A 14,845-nucleotide genomic window follows, 5' to 3' on the forward strand; every position below is an offset into this window, starting at 1 on the left:
TTCTCCTAGTGTTGCGGGTCAGCTGGGCGTGACGGTCCCGCGGGTGCCGTCGATGGTGATGATCTGGCCGTCGCGGATCGCTGTGGTGGCGTCCGGTACGCCGATCACCGCGGGGATCTGGTGCTCCCGGGCGACGATCGCGGCATGGGAGAGGGCGCCTCCGGTCTCGGTGACGATCCCGGTGGCGATCCGGAACGCGGGAGTCCACGACGGGTCGGTGTACCGGCAGACGAGGATGTCCCCGTGCTGGAGATGGCTGAGCTCGCTGGTGCTGCGCAGCACCCGGGCCGGAGCGGTCAGGCGCCCATGAGCTCCCGGGGTTCCGGTCAGCGTGGGTCCGCCGGCAGCTCGATCGTGGTGCGGCAGTGGGGGAGCGGGGGCGGTGATCGGGCGGGACTGGAGGATCCAGATCCGCCCACCGGCGATCGCCCACTCGATGTCCTGGGGGCCGCCGAGGATCGTCGCAGCCTGTCGCCCGAGCGCCGCGAGCTTCCCGGCGCTCGCCTCGTCGATCGCTGGAACGTCCTGCCGGTGTGCCGGCACCTCGGAGACGGCGAGTCCGCCGCGGCCCGGGCGGCGGTCCACTCGGGTGGTCTTGTGCCCGAGGGCGGGTCGGGCGGTGCCATCCGGGCCGATCTGCCAGGTGTCGGGAGTGACCGTTCCGCCGACCACGGACGGACCGAGCCCCCAGGATGCTTCGATCCGGGTGGCGCCGCCGGTGGTCGCCGGGGTGAACATCACGCCGGAGGCGTCTGCGTCGACCAGCTGCTGGACGATCACGGCGATGTCCGGGTCCTCGGGCGCTTCGCCGGTCAGCTGGCGCCAGTACTCGGCCACCTGAGTCTCGCGGGCAGCTGCCCAGCACCGGCGGATCGCTGCGTCGACCTCGGCCGCGCCACGCACGGCGAGCACGCTCTCGTACTGTCCGGCAGCGGAGGCTTCGGCCGTGTCCTCGTGTGCGGCGGAGGAGCGGACTGCGACCTGCGGGTCGCCCAGCGCGGTCAGGGCCTCGGCCAGCTTGCTGCGCAGAGCGCCGGACAGCGCGCGTGCATCGACAGCGTGCGCTTCGTGGGCGGCGAACGGCACCACGAAGGCGCGGGGCACCGGCAACCCGGCGCGTAGCAGGGCGGCGAGTGCGCCGGCCTTGCCGCCGCAGGTCGCGGTGGTGGCGGACAGCAAGGGGGTGATCATCGATCCTTCCAGGAGCGGCGTTCGAGCCGAAGGTCTTCTCTGCGTATCAACGAAAGATTGACAACGTTGTGTTGATTCTGCAGGCTGAGGCCATGGAACGCAAGGAAGGGCCGGAACCCGCGGCTGCGGACAACGTCCAGGCCCGACGAGAGCAGGGTGCGCAGGAGCAGCTGCTCGCGCGGGGCGCCGACAGCCTGGCACCGCGGCCGTGGCGACCGGCTCCGGCACCGCCGACCGCTGTGGACCTCACCCAGTTCGCGCTCTGGCGCGCGAGCGATCTCACCGCAGCGGAGCTGCTCGCCGCCCTGGCTCTGCTCCCTGCCGCTCGGGCGGAGGTCGACGGCGTGGAGTCGGGTCTGTTGTTCATCGCACGCGGCGCTGGGCTCACCTGGGCGCAGATCGCCGAGGCGACCGGATTCCGGTCACCGCAGGCCTGCCAGCAGTACTACACCCGGTTGGCTGCGAGGGCGGAGAGCCGGTGAGGCTCGACCCGCTGCCCACGTGGCGGCTCCTCCATGCGCTGCGCCTGCTCGGGTTCGCCGACGATGCCGGCATTGCCGCCAGGGTCGGCAGCGACCAGGCCGAGGTCGCCGAGGAGCTGCTCGATGCCCAGAGCCGCGGCTGGGTCCAACACACCGCGTTCGCGGATCTGGACGGCTGGTCGCTGACTGACCGGGGTAAGGCCGAGAACGAACGCCTGCTCGCGGACCAACGGCAGGAGGCGGACCTCGGCGGAGAGGTGGACGCCGTCTACCGGGAGTTCCTGCCACTGAACGCCCGCCTCCTGCGCGCCTGCTCCGACTGGCAGCTCCGCCCTGCCGATGGCGACCCGCTGGCCGCGAACGACCACCGAGACCCTGCCTGGGACGATCAGGTGCTGGCCGAGCTCACCGAGCTCAACGAGGAGCTCGCGCCGCTGGTTGGCCGCCTCGTCGCAGTGCTTGACCGGTTCGCTGGCTACGACGACCGGTTCGCCAGCGCCCTGCGCCGCGCCCAGGCGGGGGAGCCCGGGTGGGTGGACAGTTCCACCCTCGACTCCTGTCACCGGGTCTGGTTCGAGCTGCACGAAGACCTCATCGCCACGCTCGGCATCGACCGCAGCGCAGAGCACTGACCGGGCCGGCGTCAGCCTCGCCCACTCAGCCCTCTCGCCGGCGCACCAACTCCGCGATCCAGGTGGGGGCGTAGGGGGAGGTGCAGCCGGGGGAGGTGGGGTAGTCCTTGAGCACCTCGAGGCGTTCCCCGATCGCCACCGCCCGCCCGCGCTCGCCAGGATGGTGGATACCGATGGTCGCCAGCGTTTCGTTCATCGACCACTGCAGCGGGTCCGGAGCGTCGGCCAGCTCGGTCTCCACCTGGTCGAGCAGGCCGGGCAGGTCCAGCCCGTCAGGCTTCTTCGCCACCCGGTCGCTGGTTAGGGCCCAGCCAGCGCTGGCCACCTGTGGATCGGGATCGGCCAGCCAGGTCAGGCGCAGGTCCTCCGCGTGCGGGTTCTTCTTCACCACGTAGTTGACCAACCAGGTGTGCACCTTCGGTGTGCGCGCCGCGCGCAGCATCTGGTCCAGGTCCTCTCGCCCGAACGCCTTGGGCCGGCAGATCAGCAGCGCCAGGAGCCGGGCGGCGCTGTCCCCGCTACGCCAGAGGCCGACGGCGAGCTCCTGGTTGGTCTTCAGTCGTTTCGCGACGGCGCGCAGCTTGGTGAGGTTCACTCCGTGGTCATCGCCGTGGCGCTCGTTCACTGCCCGGACCGCTGGATCCTCCAGTGCGGCCAGCTCCTTGAGCACGTCAGCCACGTTCGCGTCAGTCATCGCGCCACCTCCGTCGAGGCGAGCCTAGAACACCTCGGGGCCGGACGGGCCCGATGTCACACTCTGCGCCCCCGGCCCGACACCTCTGATGACGCGCACCCGCGTCAAGCTGCCGGGCGCCGGAACGCCGGGTCCGGGAAACGAGAAGGGAAACTCCATGCCCCGCATCGAGATGAGCCGCACCAACAAGCTCGGCTACGCCGCTGTCATCGGGATGGAGGGGTACGCACGGCGGTCCGTCGACCCCCTCCTGTATGACCTGGTGAAGCTGCGTGCCTCGATCCTGAACGGCTGCGCGTACTGCGTGGACATGCACTCCACCGACGGCCAGAAGCGCGGCATCCCGACCCGCAAGCTGTTCGCTGTGGCCGCCTGGCAGCACGCCCCGAACATGTTCGACGCCCGGGAGCGTGCCGTGCTGGCCCTGACCGACGCCGTCACCCAGCTCGGACCGGACACGGTCACCGACGAGATCTGGGCCGCTGCCGCGGCGCACTTCGACGAGTCCGAGCTCGGTGGCCTGGTGCTGGCGATCGCCACCATCAACGTCTGGAACCGGATCGCCATCGCCACCGAGATGTCCCCGCCCATCGACGATAAGCACCCGCTGGTGTGACCGGGCCCGGGTGGCGCCGCTACGGTGAGGAGCATGACCGCCCCCAGCGTCGCGGCCCTCGCCTGGCAGTCCGAGCAGCCCCGGCTGCTCGGTATCGCCTACCGGATGCTGGGCGACTACGGCCACGCGGAAGACGTCGTCTCCGAGGTCGGGCTGGAGGCGGTGCGCGCCGAGCGGGAGGGGGCCGTGCGCTCCTGGCCGGCGTGGCTGACCACCGTCTGTGTGCGCCGCGCCATCGATCGGCTGCGCTCCTTGGCACGAGCCCGGGAGGAGTACCCGGGGCCCTGGCTCCCGGAGCCGGTTGCCACCGACCTGCTCCCGGAGGAGGTGGTCGCCCAGCGGGAACTGCTCTCCATCGGCCTGCTGCACTTGGCCGAACAGCTCAGCCCGGAGTCGCGCGCGGCGCTGGTCCTGCACCGGGCGTTCGCCATGACCGCAGTGGAGATCGCCGAGATCCTGGACAAGACCCCGGCAGCGGTGCGCCAGCTCGTCTCTCGCGCCGAGCGCAGGTTGCAGGTGCACCCGGAGGCACCTGCCCCACGGGCCGCGGACCCGGCGATGCTCGCCGAGCTGGTCACTGCCCTCGAACGCGGCGAGATCGGTACGCTGCTGCGGCTGCTCGAGGACGACGCCATCCTCTGGACCGACGGCGGAGGCGTGGTGCGCGCCGCCCTCAACCCGATCTACGGTGCGGAGCGGATCGTGCGGTTCTACGCCGGCGTCTACGCCAGCGCCCAGGACCAGAACCCCGAGGCACCGATGCGAGCCACGGTGGTGCCCATCAACGGCGAGCTCGGCCTGGACGTACGCCAGGCGGGCCGGCAGGATCTGGTCACCTTCGACGTCGGCCCGACCGATCGCCTGCGCGCGCTGCACCAGATCGCCAACCCGGACAAGCTCACCCGCACCGGGACTGAGCCGGTATGACCGGCCAGGCGCCGCCGTCGACCGCTGTGTTCGGCTACGGTTCGCTGCTCGAGCCGCGTTCACTGCACCGCACCCTGCCCGAGATCGACCTGCAGGAGTGCATCCCCGCCACTGCCGGTGGTCTGGTCCGATGCTTCGACGTGGCGTTCCCGAACGACGGCAGCCAGGCCGACAAGGCCTACTATGCCGCCGACGGGCACCGGCCACCGCGGATCCTGCTCTGCAACCTGCGCCCGGACACGGGCCGGAGAGCCAACGGCGTCTGCATCCCGGTCGGTCCGCGTGAGCTGGCCGCCCTGCGTGATCGGGAACGGCGCTACACGCCCACCGACATCACCGAGCTCGTGGTTGCCTACGCGGGCCACCGGGCGCCGGCCGGCCGCGTGCTGGCCTTCCTCGGCCGAACGGAGTTCACCAGAGCCGAGGACGCCGCCCGAGGCGTGCTGTCGGCGGCCTACCGGGACACGATCCTGGCCGGTGCGGCGTACTGGGACCAGCGGGTGCCCGGCTTTGCCGCGGACTTCCACGCTGGTACGCACCTGCCCGCGCCGGACCGGGTCCAGCCGGTCCGGCAGGTGGACCTGCGCGCCCCCTAGCAGCCGTCCCGTCCCGACGGCGGAGCGCGCCCGCCGTACTCGGGTTCGACTGGGGCCCGTGGGTGAGCTTCTCGGCGCCTGCGTCTTCGGCGCGCGCCGAAGACGTAGCGCTGGAACACTCGCAGCACGGCTGATCGACCGAGCATCGTGATGCCCGGCACTGGGAACGGAGGTAGTGATGGCACAGTCGGAGCCCACGCAGAGCCAGCAGCTGGACCGCAAGTGGAGCGAGCTCCTCCAGGAGTTGCGGGTCGCCCAGACCGGTGTGCAGATCCTCACCGGCTTCCTGCTCACCATCCCGTTCTCCGCCCAGTTCCCCGACCTGGACCCGAGCACCCGCACGGTCTACCTGTACGTGCTCTGCGGATCGGTGCTGGCCACCGCGTTCCTGGTGGCTCCGGTGGCCTTCCACCGGAGCAAGTTCTACTCCGGTCAACGCCCCTGGCTGCTGGCGGCGGCGAACCACACCGCGCGCTACGGACTTGCCACCCTGGCGGTGACGATCGGCGGAGTCGTGTGGCTGGTGTTCTCCGTCGTGGAGAGCACGACCACCGCTTTCATCGCCGCGGGGTGCGTGCTGCTGTTCTTCCTCCTGCTCTGGGGCCTGGTCCCGTTGATCGGGCGTACCGATCGCCAGGACGCCGGCCGCGACGGTCAGTAGGAGAGGACGAGAACGGCGACCCCTTGTCGTGTTCGGCCGGCGGCGCAAGCCTGGCGTACCGGCGCCGGATAGGCTCGGGCTCGTGACCTTCGCGGACGCACCCACCCTGCAGCACGCCGCCGTGCGCCTGGAGCGGCTCGACCAGTCCCACCGGGAGGACCTGGCCGCTGCCGTACGCCCCGGCGAGCTCTGGCGGACCTGGTACACGGCCATCCCCTCCCCGGAGGGGATGGCTGCGGACATCGACCGTCGGCGCGCCGAACATGCGGCCGGGCGCGTGGCCCCCTGGGCGGTCATCGATACCAGCACAGGCACCGCCGTCGGCGTGACCACCTACCTGAACCTGGACCAGACGCACCGCCGCCTCGAGATCGGCAGCACCTGGCTCGCCCGTCGCGCCCAGGGCACCGCGATCAACCCGGCTACCAAGCTCCTGCTTCTCCGGCGTGCCTTTGACGAGCTGGGCTGCCTCGCCGTGGAGTTCCGCACGCATTGGCACAACCACCAGTCCCGGGCAGCCATCGCCCGGCTCGGGGCGAAACAGGACGGCGTGCTGCGCAGCCACCGGATCCTGCCCGATGGCAGCGTGCGGGACACCGTCGTCTTCTCCATCCTGCATGCCGAGTGGCCGGCGGTCCGGGCCGGACTCGTGGCACGCCTGCCACCGGCCGAGGAGTGGCAGTGAGGGACAAGGTCGACCTGAAGAAGAGCCTCGACTCCTACCGGGCCCGGCGCGGGCAGTTCCGCGTGCTGGACGTCCCGGAGCTGCACTACCTGATGATCGACGGGCACGGCGACCCGAACACCGGCGCCTTCACCACCGCTGTCGAAAGCCTGTACCCGCTGGCCTACACGCTGAAGTTCACCAGCAAGAGCGAGCTGGGTCGGGACTATGTGGTGCCACCGCTGGAAGGGCTGTGGTGGGCCGAGGACATGGACTCCTTCACGGCGGCACGGGACAAGAGCGCCTGGGACTGGACGCTGATGCTGCTCGTCCCGCACTGGATCGACGCCGCGATCGTCACCGCCGCGATCGCGAAGGTCGAGAAGAAGGGGGCACCGGCCCGGCTCGCGGATGTGCGCTGGCAGGCGCTGGCCGAGGGCCGGTGCGTGCAGACCCTGCACGTCGGCTCCTTCGACGAGGAGGCCGGGGTGCTGGCGCAGCTGCACCACGAGTTCATCCCCGCCCACGGTCTGCGGCTGCGTGGCACCCACCACGAGATCTACCTCAGTGACGTGCGCAGAACCGCACCGGAGAAGCTGCGCACGATCCTGCGCCAGCCGGTCGCGGCGGCCCACGACGCCGGCCGATGAGCGCCGACGATTCCGTGGTGCCGGCTCCGGCCGAGAGCCAGGGTGGCTGGCTGCGCCGGGTGCTGCTCTGGGTGATCGTGGTGGTGGTGACCATCGCGATCGCGCGCCTGATCGGGCGGATCGAATGGGCCGCCGTGTGGCAGGCGATGGGCCGGTTGACCTGGTGGCAGCCGTTCGTGCTGCTCGCCATGCTCGCTGTGCGTCAGGTCGCCAATGCGGCACCGTTGGCCTTCTACATCCCCGGAGTGAGCCTGTACCGGGCCACGGTGAACGACCTGGGTGCCTCCACGATGTCCGCGTTCGCCCCGCCGCCCAGCGATATGGCGCTGCGGGTGGCGATGTTCACGTCCTGGAAGGTGGAGCCCACGCGGGCCGTGGCCGGCACGGTGATGAACGCACTGACGTTCTTCATCGTGCGGTTCGCCGCCCCGCTGCTCGGCTTCGCGGCAGTATTCGCGGGCGGACGCTCGCTCGGACTGCGCTGGCTGGACCTGATCAGCCTCGCGGTCGCGGCCGTGCTGCTCGCCGGGGTGCTGCTGCTGGTGCGCACCGACTCCTGGGCGGCGTGGTGGGGTCGCACCGCCGGACGGATGGTACGCAGGGTCCGCTCCTCGGTGGACCCGGAGGCGTGGGCCAGAGCGTGCGTGCAGTTCCGGGGCGCGATCGCCGCCCGGTTCGGCTACGGCTTCCCGCGCTCGCTGGCCGTGCTGGTGCTGATGCTCGCCGCGGACATGATGATCCTGTTCTGCGCGCTCCGGTTCGTCGGTGTGGGCGGGGACCAGCTCAGCGTGCTGGATGTGGCGATCGCGTTCCTGTTCGCCTACCCGCTGACCGCGTTCGCGATGTCCGGGCTGGGCCTGGTGGACATGGTGGCGCTGGCTTCGCTGGTGGAGGCCGGCGGCGACGCCGTGCAGGAGCCAGCGCTGGCGGCGCTGATCATCTGGCGGGTGTTCACCGTGGCCGGGCCGCTGATTTCCGGCCTCGGTGCGGTGTGGCTGTGGCGCCGCTCCACCCGCGCCGACCGGCGGGGGAGCGTAGCCAAGCCAGGCAACTGACCCGGGCCCGGTTCCTCGACCGGCACCCGACCACGCGACTGGACGACATCCATTGCTCCGGGCGGGGTGGGTTCAGGTGGTGAGTGCACGGACCTCGGCCACTCGCGGCAGTCTCATCGCGCGGGCGCCGGACATCGGTGCCAGGGTCGAAGGATGATCCCGCAGGTGTCGCTTCGCAGACTGCCCGGCCTGCTCACCGAGGGATACGCGTTCATCTCCCGCACCTGCGACAACGTCGGCACGGACGCTTTCCGGGTGCACGCCTTCGGCCGGCCGGTGACCTTCCTGCGAGGTGCGGACGCCTCCCGGCTGTTCTATGGCGGCCAGGGCCGCTTCACCCGGGCGGGAGCGGTGCCCACCTTTGTGCAGCACCTGCTGCAGGACGAAGGCTCGGTACAAGGACTCGACAGCGCAGCTCACCGGCATCGGAAAGCGATGTTTCGCGCTCTGCTCACCTCCTCAGATGCCGGCCGGATCGTGGATCTGTTCGCCGAGGACTTCGCTCGGGCAGCGAGGTACTGGGCCGAGCAGGACCGGATCGCGCTGCACAGCCAGGCGGAGCTGCTGCTCACCCGGACCGCGCTGCGCTGGGCCGGTGTGCCGCTCGCGGGCACCAGTGTGCGCCACCGCGCCCGAGAGCTGTCGGCGATGGTGGACTGGATCGGCTTGGTCGGCCCGGGGAACTGGGCGGCCCGACTGCTCCGCCGCCGCACCGAGGCCTGGGCGGCGGGACTGGTGTCCGCGGTGCGTGCGGGTGAGCTCTCCCCGCCCGGCCGCAGTGCCTTGGCGGTGATCGCCGGCTTCCGGGATGACCACGGTGACCTGCTGACCGAGGAGGTGGCCGCCGTCGAGCTGATCAACGTGCTCCGCCCGATCGTGGCGGTGAGCCGTTTCGTCACCTTCGCCGCGGTAGCACTGATGACCCATCCGCACTGGCGAGAGACCTTTGCGCAGGGAACGGAGGCGGATCTGCAGCCATTCGTGCACGAGGTGCGCCGCTACTATCCGTTCTTCCCTGCGGTGCCGGGCCGGACCACCGAACCGTTCACCTGGCAGGGCGCAGAGTTCGCCGCCGGGGAGCTCGTGGTGCTCGACCTGTACGGGACCAACCATCACCGGAGCCTGTGGGAGCTGCCCGAAGCGTTCGCCCCGGAGCGGTTTCGAGACTGGGACGGCGACCCGCACACGCTCATCCCGCAGGGCGGCGGGGACTCTGTCACCGACCACCGGTGCCCCGGCGAGCCGATGACGATCGCGCTGATGAAGGAGGCGGTGCGGCTGCTCACCCGCTCGGTGACGTACACCGTGCCGGTCCAAGACCTGAGCGTGCCGCTGAACCGCGGGCCGGCTCTGCCGCGGGAGGGCGTGCTGCTGGCGGGCGTGCAGCCGGTCGGCTAAGGTGGCGCCGCTCCGCCCGGGCCGGCCGACGGGGGAGCGTGGTTCTGTGGCCGCGACTGGACAAGAACTGTTGCCCAGCCACGCTCGGGCCAACACACTTTGGCAAGTCGGCGGCATTCGTTATCGGCCGGCCTCGGATGTCACAGGTGAGCCGAGCATCTTGTCTTCGGGGTGACAGGTACGCAGAGCCGGAGGAGGGTGGGAGGTATGCGTGGGCAGGGCAACGGTGCTGCACCGGGCGCAGGAACGAAGCGCGCCGAGGAGTTCACCGAGCTGCGTCCGCTGCTGTTCGCGATCGCCTACCGGATCCTGGGCAGCGTGACCGAGGCCGAGGACGTCGTTCAGGACAGCTGGTTGCGCTACGACGCTGCCGAGGCGCGGCCGGAGTCGCCGAAGGCCTACCTGTCCACGATCGTCACCTGGCTCGCGGTGAACGTGCTGAAGTCAGCCCGGGTGCGGCGCGAGGAGTATGTGGGGGAATGGTTCCCCGAACCGTTGCTCGAGGATCCGTACCAGGATCCGGCGCGGAGCGCGGAGCTGGCGGACTCGGTCTCGATGGCCGCGCTGGTGCTGCTGGAACGGCTCAGCCCGCTGGAACGGGCCACGTTCGTGCTGCGGGACGTGTTCGGCTTCGAGTACATCGATATCGCTGCGGCGGTGGGGCGGTCCGAGTCGGCCTGCCGGCAGCTGCTGGTGAGGGCCAGGCGGCACGTGCGCCAGGGCCGGCCGCGGTTCGAGGCGGACCGGGAAGCCCGCGACGAGCTGGCCGCCCGGTTCTTCGAGGCGATCGGCAACGGTGACCTGGACGGCCTGCGCGACTTGTTGGCGGCCGACGTCCAGCTGGTCACCGACACCGGCGGCAAGGCCCCCGCGCCGCCGAGGCCGATCGTCGGTGCGAAGCAGAACCTCCGGTTGCTCGGCGCCATCATCCCGGATCTGGACCGCATCGGCCTCACCCTGGAGCCGCAGGAGGTGAACGGCGAGCCGGGAGCGCTGGCTCGCGACGGGGAGGGCAACATCGTGCAGGTGATGACCCTGGACATCGCCGGCGGCCGGATCCAGACGATCCGGATGGTGAGCAACCCGGAGAAGCTCGCGCACCTCGGACCGGTAGCCGATCAGTGGGCAGTGGCACGGGAGTACCGCCATGGGCGGGACGCCCGGCGCTGATCTGGATGGACTGGTGCTGATCCGCACTGGCGCTGATCTGGACGGACTGGTGCTGATCCGCACTGGCGCTGACCTGGACAGCCACTGGTGCTGATGCTTGCTAGCACCGGCGATGTCGCGGCGTGCCGTCGTGCTGTCTTCGGGGTGGACCGCATCTCTCACTCAGAACGGAGACCGCCATGACTGCCGAGCCCGCCACCGGTCGCGGAAGGACGCAGCAGCGTCCGGCGCTGCCCAGGACCGTGCTGCCCAGGACCGTGCTGCGCAGGGCCGCCTTCGGGCTGCTCGCCGCGACCGCGATCAACCTCGCCCTCTACGCCACCGGTCGCCTGGTCGGTGCAGCGCTCAGCCTGGACCCAGCGATCGGCCCACCGAACCACCACCTCACCGCCTTCGATGTCGCCTGGAAGACCTTCGTCCCGCTGAGCCTTGGGGTCGGGGTGCTCCTGCTCGCTCGGTTGCGCTCGCGGGCCTGGGTGAGCGCCGTGATGGTGCTCGGCGCCGCTGTGGCGGTGTCCACCGGCGCGGTGCCGCCGCTGTACGCCCACGACGGGATCACCGCTGTGCTGCTCGCGGGGATGCACACTGTGCCCGGGGTGGCGCTGGTGTGGATCGGCCTGGCCGTGCGCCGCGCTAGTCGCCGCCGCTGAGGGCGGCGAGTCGGCGCAGCAGATAGCGCTGCTCCGGCAGGATGGTGGTCAGCCGCGCCGCCTGCCGGTAGTGCTCGGCCGCCGCGGCCCGGTCGCCGGCCAGCTCGAGCAGGTGGGCGCGGACAGCGTGCACCCGGTGTTCCTCCACCCCCTCGGGGTGGTCCAGCAGTGGGTCGGTCATCTGCAGCCCGGTGCGGGCATCGTGAGCCATCGCGACGGCGACCGCACGGTTGAGAGTAGTGGTCGGGCTGGGTGCGACTCGCCCGAGCAGGTCGTAGAGCACACTGATCTGCAGCCAGTCGGTCTGCGCGTAGCTGGCAGCGTCGGCATGCACAGCGGCGATCGCCGCCTCCAGCTGGAACCGGCCCACGTGCCCGCGGGGAAGCGTCCGTTCCAGCAGCTCGCGGCCGCGGTCGATCAGCCCGGTGAGCCAACGGCTCCGATCCTGCTCGGCCAGCGGGACCAGATCGCCGGCCGCATCGGTACGTGCTGGGCTGCGGGCATGGGTGAGCAGCATCAGCGCCAGCGCACCGGACACCTCGTCATGGTCGGGCAGCGCCCGGTGCAGGTGCTCGGTGAGCGCGATCGCCTCGCCAGCCAGCTGGACGTCCTGCAGCTGGGCACCGGCGGTGGCGGTGTATCCCTCGGTGAAGATCAGGTAGCACGCGTCCAGGACAGCGTTCACCCGGGCCGGCAGCTCCTCGGGCGGCGGGAGCTCGAACCGGGCGCCGGACTGGCGGAGCGTGCTGCGGGCGCGGGTGAGGCGCTGGGTCATCGTGCGGGCCGGCACCCCGAACCCGGCAGCGATCTGAGTCACGCCCAGCCCGGCGACTGCGCGCAGGCAGAGGCACACCTGCGAGGATCTGGTCAGCGACGGGTGCGCACAGAGCAGCAGCAGCAGCCGCAGCCGGTCAGCGTCCGGCCCGGTGGCCACGCCCGCGCCCTGGCCAGGCGCACCGGAGGGCTCCCCGGTGCGTGCGCCGTCGTCGACGACCTGCTCCTCCCGCCGGGTGCGCGCGGTATCGGCGCGCACCCGGTCGATCAGCCGGCGGGAGGCGACCCGGATGAGCCAGGCACGCGGATCAGCCGGTGTACCCGTGCGGGGCCACTGCCGCACCGCGGCCTCGGCCGCCTCCTGCACGGCGTCCTCACAGTCGCCGTAGTCGCCGTGCCGGCGCAGCAGCGCGGCGAGCACCTGCGGCGCCTCGGCCCGCCAGAGCCGGGCCAGCGGGTCACCGGGGGCCGCGGGCTCGCTCCCGGTGGCCGCACGTGGCATACCCGTCACGCCGGGTCGTCACCCGCTGAGCCCATCACCGGTCGCAGCTCCACGGTCTCGTCCGGGCCGGCGAACCTGGCAGCGATCTGCTCGGCCCGCTCCGGGCTGGCCACGTCGATGAGGAAGAACCCGGCCAGGTGCTCCTTGGTCTCCGAGTAGGGGCCCGCGGTGGGGACCGGTGCGCCGTCGGCCCACCGGTACAGCCTCGAGGTGGTCGGATCGCCGAGCGCCTCCCCGCCGAGGAGCTCACCGGCCGCCTGCATCTCGCCGAGGGTCTCCTCGAAATCGGCGTTCAGCTGCTCCCGGACCTCAGCGGGCAGCTGCTGGTGTGCCGCCAGGTAGTCGGCAGTGGGGTGGCCCCACGGCTGCGGGTTGGAATGGATCAGCAGCACGTACTTCATCGTGGACTCCTCTAGTCAGGCGACAGGCGGATCCTGTCACGTGCTGAACGTCGGAGCCAGTATCGCGATGTCGACATGTGCGGTGCGCGAGGGTGTGGTGAGGGTGGCGATTCCACACGATCGCAGCCACAGAGTCACCCCCGGCGCGCTAGGTCGTCTCCTGAGTCACCTCGGTGTGCACGCTGGTGGCCAGCGGCACCTCCTTGAGGAAGATCAGGGCGACCAGTGCCACCACCGCCAGCGGCACCAGGAACGCGAAGATCGGCATCAGCGCGTGGTTGTAGGCGTGCACGATCACGTCGCGAAGCTCCTCCGGGAGCGCGTTGACACCGGCCGGGGTGAGCGAGTTGATCGCCATGCCGTCCGGCACCCCGCCGGCGCTAGGCAGACGCGCGGTGAGCTCGGCGGTCAGCCGGGAGGCGAACACCGAACCCACCACGGCCGACCCGAGCGTGGCCCCGACCTGACGGAAGTAGTTGTTCGACGCCGTCGCCGTGCCCACGATCGCGTTCGGGAAGGTGTTCTGCACGATCAGGGTGAGGATCTGCATGCTCATCCCGATCCCGAGGCCGAACAGGCAGATGTAGGCGCACAGCACTATCAGCGGAGATTCGACGGTCAGAGTGGAGATCAGCAGCATGCCGATCGCCATCACCACGGACCCGGTCAGCGGGAATGCCTTGTACCGCCCGGACCGGGACACCATCTGCCCGGAGACCACCGAGGCCACCAGCAGGCCACCCATCATCGGGATCATCAGCAGTCCCGCCTCGGTGGCATCCACCCCGGTGACCATCTGCAGGTAGGTGGGCATGTAGCCGATCGTGCCGAACATCATCACCCCCACCGAGAGGCTGGCGACGGTGGTCAGGGCGAAGTTCCGCTCGCGGAAGAGGCCCAGGGGGATGACCGGGCTGCTCGCACGGGACTCGGCCCAGACGAACAGGCCCGCCAGGGCCAGGAACGCCACGGCCAGACCGATGATCTGCGGGGAGAGCCAGTCGAACTCGTGCCCGCCCCAGGTGGTGACCAGCACCAGCGCGGTGGTGGCGCCGGCGAGCAGCGCCATGCCCAGGTAGTCCAGCCGGGGCCGGCTCGCCGAGGCACGGCGGGGCAGGTGCAGGAGCAGGCTCACCGCACCGATCGCCAGCGCACCCAGGGGCAGGTTGATCCAGAACGCCCAACGCCAACCGGGGCCCTCGGTGAACCAGCCACCGAGCAACGGCCCGGCCACTGAGGAGACGGCGAACACGGCACCGAGAGCGCCCATGTACTTCCCACGTTCCCGGGCAGGGACGACGTCGGCGATCGCGGCCTGGGACAGGATCATCAGCCCGCCGGCGCCAAGGCCCTGGATCACCCGAGCGAGGATCAGCGCCGCCATGTTCGGGGCGAGACCGCCGATCACGGACCCGGCGATGAACAGGGCGATCGCGGCGAGCAGTACGGGTTTGCGGCCGAGCTGGTCGCTGATCCGCCCGTAGACCGGCATCATGATGGTGGAGGCGAGGATGTAGCTGCTGATCACCCAGGTCATCTGGTCGACCCCGTGCAGCTCGCCGACCATGGTTGGCAGGGCGGTGGCGAGGACCGTCTGGTTCAGCGATGCCAGCAACATCGTGACCATCAGTGCGGCGAACAGCAGGCCCACGTTCGTGGGTCGTGATTCATCCTCTTCCGGAGCGGGTATTCGGGATGAAGGCACGCACGAACACTACGCATGTAGATTACACATCACAACCTGGCAGCCGGCTGGCGGTCGGTCGGCACGACCTGGTCTCA

17 protein-coding genes are annotated in these 14,845 nt (G+C 70.7%); 12 read left to right on the top strand and 5 right to left on the bottom strand.

All coding sequences use genetic code 11. The annotated features are described in order from the left end of the window. Positions 1 to 18 precede the first annotated feature (18 nt). A complete protein-coding gene (locus tag FU260_RS10470) occupies positions 19 to 1,191 on the bottom strand; it encodes a PEP/pyruvate-binding domain-containing protein (protein WP_147917008.1) in 1,173 nt (390 codons plus the stop codon). Between the two features lie 92 nt (positions 1,192 to 1,283). Here FU260_RS10470 and FU260_RS10475 point away from each other — a divergent pair, with 92 nt between their 5' ends. Beyond that, positions 1,284 to 1,673: a DNA-binding protein gene (locus tag FU260_RS10475; protein ID WP_147917009.1), complete on the top strand. Its 390-nt coding sequence runs from the start codon at positions 1,284 to 1,286 to the stop codon at positions 1,671 to 1,673. Then, the gene (locus tag FU260_RS10480) at positions 1,670 to 2,305 is read left to right on the top strand and encodes a transcriptional regulator (protein ID WP_147917010.1); all 636 of its coding nucleotides are present in this window, start codon (positions 1,670 to 1,672) and stop codon (positions 2,303 to 2,305) included. The genes FU260_RS10475 and FU260_RS10480 overlap by 4 nt, the downstream gene beginning before the upstream one ends. 25 nt (positions 2,306 to 2,330) lie before the next feature. On the opposite strand, the gene FU260_RS10485 is transcribed toward FU260_RS10480, so the two are convergent. Then, complete coding sequence (locus FU260_RS10485) at positions 2,331 to 2,999, bottom strand: DNA alkylation repair protein (RefSeq protein WP_147917011.1); 669 nt, start codon at positions 2,997 to 2,999, stop codon at positions 2,331 to 2,333. 157 nt (positions 3,000 to 3,156) lie between these two features. Here FU260_RS10485 and FU260_RS10490 point away from each other — a divergent pair, with 157 nt between their 5' ends. The 10 genes from FU260_RS10490 (at position 3,157) to FU260_RS10535 (ending at position 11,386) form a co-directional block, all read left to right on the top strand. Continuing rightward, a complete protein-coding gene (locus tag FU260_RS10490) occupies positions 3,157 to 3,615 on the top strand; it encodes a carboxymuconolactone decarboxylase family protein (protein ID WP_147917012.1) in 459 nt (152 codons plus the stop codon). Positions 3,616 to 3,648: 33 nt separating this feature from the next. Further along, positions 3,649 to 4,542, top strand: a complete 894-nt coding sequence (locus tag FU260_RS10495; protein WP_147917013.1) for a sigma-70 family RNA polymerase sigma factor — start codon at positions 3,649 to 3,651, stop codon at positions 4,540 to 4,542. Then, positions 4,539 to 5,138 (top strand): gamma-glutamylcyclotransferase, encoded by a 600-nt coding sequence (locus tag FU260_RS10500; RefSeq protein ID WP_147917014.1) that lies wholly within the window; start codon positions 4,539 to 4,541, stop codon positions 5,136 to 5,138. The genes FU260_RS10495 and FU260_RS10500 overlap by 4 nt, the downstream gene beginning before the upstream one ends. A gap of 178 nt (positions 5,139 to 5,316) precedes the next feature. Further along, a complete protein-coding gene (locus tag FU260_RS10505; RefSeq protein ID WP_147917015.1) occupies positions 5,317 to 5,799 on the top strand; it encodes a DUF6328 family protein in 483 nt (160 codons plus the stop codon). Between the two features lie 82 nt (positions 5,800 to 5,881). Then, positions 5,882 to 6,484 carry a GNAT family N-acetyltransferase gene (locus FU260_RS10510; protein WP_147917016.1) on the top strand — a complete coding sequence of 201 codons (603 nt, stop codon included), beginning with the start codon at positions 5,882 to 5,884 and terminating at the stop codon, positions 6,482 to 6,484. Then, positions 6,481 to 7,113, top strand: coding sequence for a GyrI-like domain-containing protein (locus tag FU260_RS10515; protein WP_147917017.1), 633 nt, complete (start codon positions 6,481 to 6,483; stop codon positions 7,111 to 7,113). The genes FU260_RS10510 and FU260_RS10515 overlap by 4 nt, the downstream gene beginning before the upstream one ends. Continuing rightward, complete coding sequence (locus FU260_RS10520) at positions 7,110 to 8,168, top strand: hypothetical protein (RefSeq protein WP_147917018.1); 1,059 nt, start codon at positions 7,110 to 7,112, stop codon at positions 8,166 to 8,168. The genes FU260_RS10515 and FU260_RS10520 overlap by 4 nt, the downstream gene beginning before the upstream one ends. Positions 8,169 to 8,333: 165 nt before the next feature. Beyond that, complete coding sequence (locus FU260_RS10525) at positions 8,334 to 9,566, top strand: cytochrome P450 (RefSeq protein WP_235912194.1); 1,233 nt, start codon at positions 8,334 to 8,336, stop codon at positions 9,564 to 9,566. A 207-nt stretch (positions 9,567 to 9,773) separates the two neighbouring features. Then, a complete protein-coding gene (locus tag FU260_RS10530; protein WP_147917020.1) occupies positions 9,774 to 10,736 on the top strand; it encodes an RNA polymerase sigma-70 factor in 963 nt (320 codons plus the stop codon). A 179-nt stretch (positions 10,737 to 10,915) separates the two neighbouring features. Then, positions 10,916 to 11,386, top strand: a complete 471-nt coding sequence (locus tag FU260_RS10535; RefSeq protein ID WP_147917021.1) for a DUF6069 family protein — start codon at positions 10,916 to 10,918, stop codon at positions 11,384 to 11,386. On the opposite strand, the gene FU260_RS10540 is transcribed toward FU260_RS10535, so the two are convergent. From FU260_RS10540 to FU260_RS10550, 3 genes are all read right to left on the bottom strand, one after another. Beyond that, entirely contained in the window at positions 11,370 to 12,662 is a 1,293-nt protein-coding gene (locus FU260_RS10540) for an RNA polymerase sigma factor (protein WP_147917022.1), read from the bottom strand. The two genes, FU260_RS10535 and FU260_RS10540, sit on opposite strands and share 17 nt — an antisense overlap. Before the next feature lie 5 nt (positions 12,663 to 12,667). Further along, entirely contained in the window at positions 12,668 to 13,063 is a 396-nt protein-coding gene (locus FU260_RS10545; protein WP_147917023.1) for a YciI family protein, read from the bottom strand. Between the two features lie 148 nt (positions 13,064 to 13,211). Further along, a complete protein-coding gene (locus FU260_RS10550; RefSeq protein WP_235912195.1) occupies positions 13,212 to 14,768 on the bottom strand; it encodes an MDR family MFS transporter in 1,557 nt (518 codons plus the stop codon). Positions 14,769 to 14,845 lie beyond the last annotated feature (77 nt).

It is taken from the genome of Ruania zhangjianzhongii, assembly GCF_008000995.1.
GTDB lineage: Bacteria > Actinomycetota > Actinomycetes > Actinomycetales > Beutenbergiaceae > Ruania > Ruania zhangjianzhongii.

Coding starts and splice junctions, on each gene's coding strand:
- FU260_RS10470 (WP_147917008.1), bottom strand. CDS start 1,191: ATGATCACCCCCTTGCTGTCCGCCACCACCGCGACCTGCGGCGGCAAG.
- FU260_RS10475 (WP_147917009.1), top strand. CDS start 1,284: ATGGAACGCAAGGAAGGGCCGGAACCCGCGGCTGCGGACAACGTCCAG.
- FU260_RS10485 (WP_147917011.1), bottom strand. CDS start 2,999: ATGACTGACGCGAACGTGGCTGACGTGCTCAAGGAGCTGGCCGCACTG.
- FU260_RS10490 (WP_147917012.1), top strand. CDS start 3,157: ATGCCCCGCATCGAGATGAGCCGCACCAACAAGCTCGGCTACGCCGCT.
- FU260_RS10495 (WP_147917013.1), top strand. CDS start 3,649: ATGACCGCCCCCAGCGTCGCGGCCCTCGCCTGGCAGTCCGAGCAGCCC.
- FU260_RS10500 (WP_147917014.1), top strand. CDS start 4,539: ATGACCGGCCAGGCGCCGCCGTCGACCGCTGTGTTCGGCTACGGTTCG.
- FU260_RS10505 (WP_147917015.1), top strand. CDS start 5,317: ATGGCACAGTCGGAGCCCACGCAGAGCCAGCAGCTGGACCGCAAGTGG.
- FU260_RS10520 (WP_147917018.1), top strand. CDS start 7,110: ATGAGCGCCGACGATTCCGTGGTGCCGGCTCCGGCCGAGAGCCAGGGT.
- FU260_RS10530 (WP_147917020.1), top strand. CDS start 9,774: ATGCGTGGGCAGGGCAACGGTGCTGCACCGGGCGCAGGAACGAAGCGC.
- FU260_RS10535 (WP_147917021.1), top strand. CDS start 10,916: ATGACTGCCGAGCCCGCCACCGGTCGCGGAAGGACGCAGCAGCGTCCG.
- FU260_RS10540 (WP_147917022.1), bottom strand. CDS start 12,662: ATGCCACGTGCGGCCACCGGGAGCGAGCCCGCGGCCCCCGGTGACCCG.
- FU260_RS10545 (WP_147917023.1), bottom strand. CDS start 13,063: ATGAAGTACGTGCTGCTGATCCATTCCAACCCGCAGCCGTGGGGCCAC.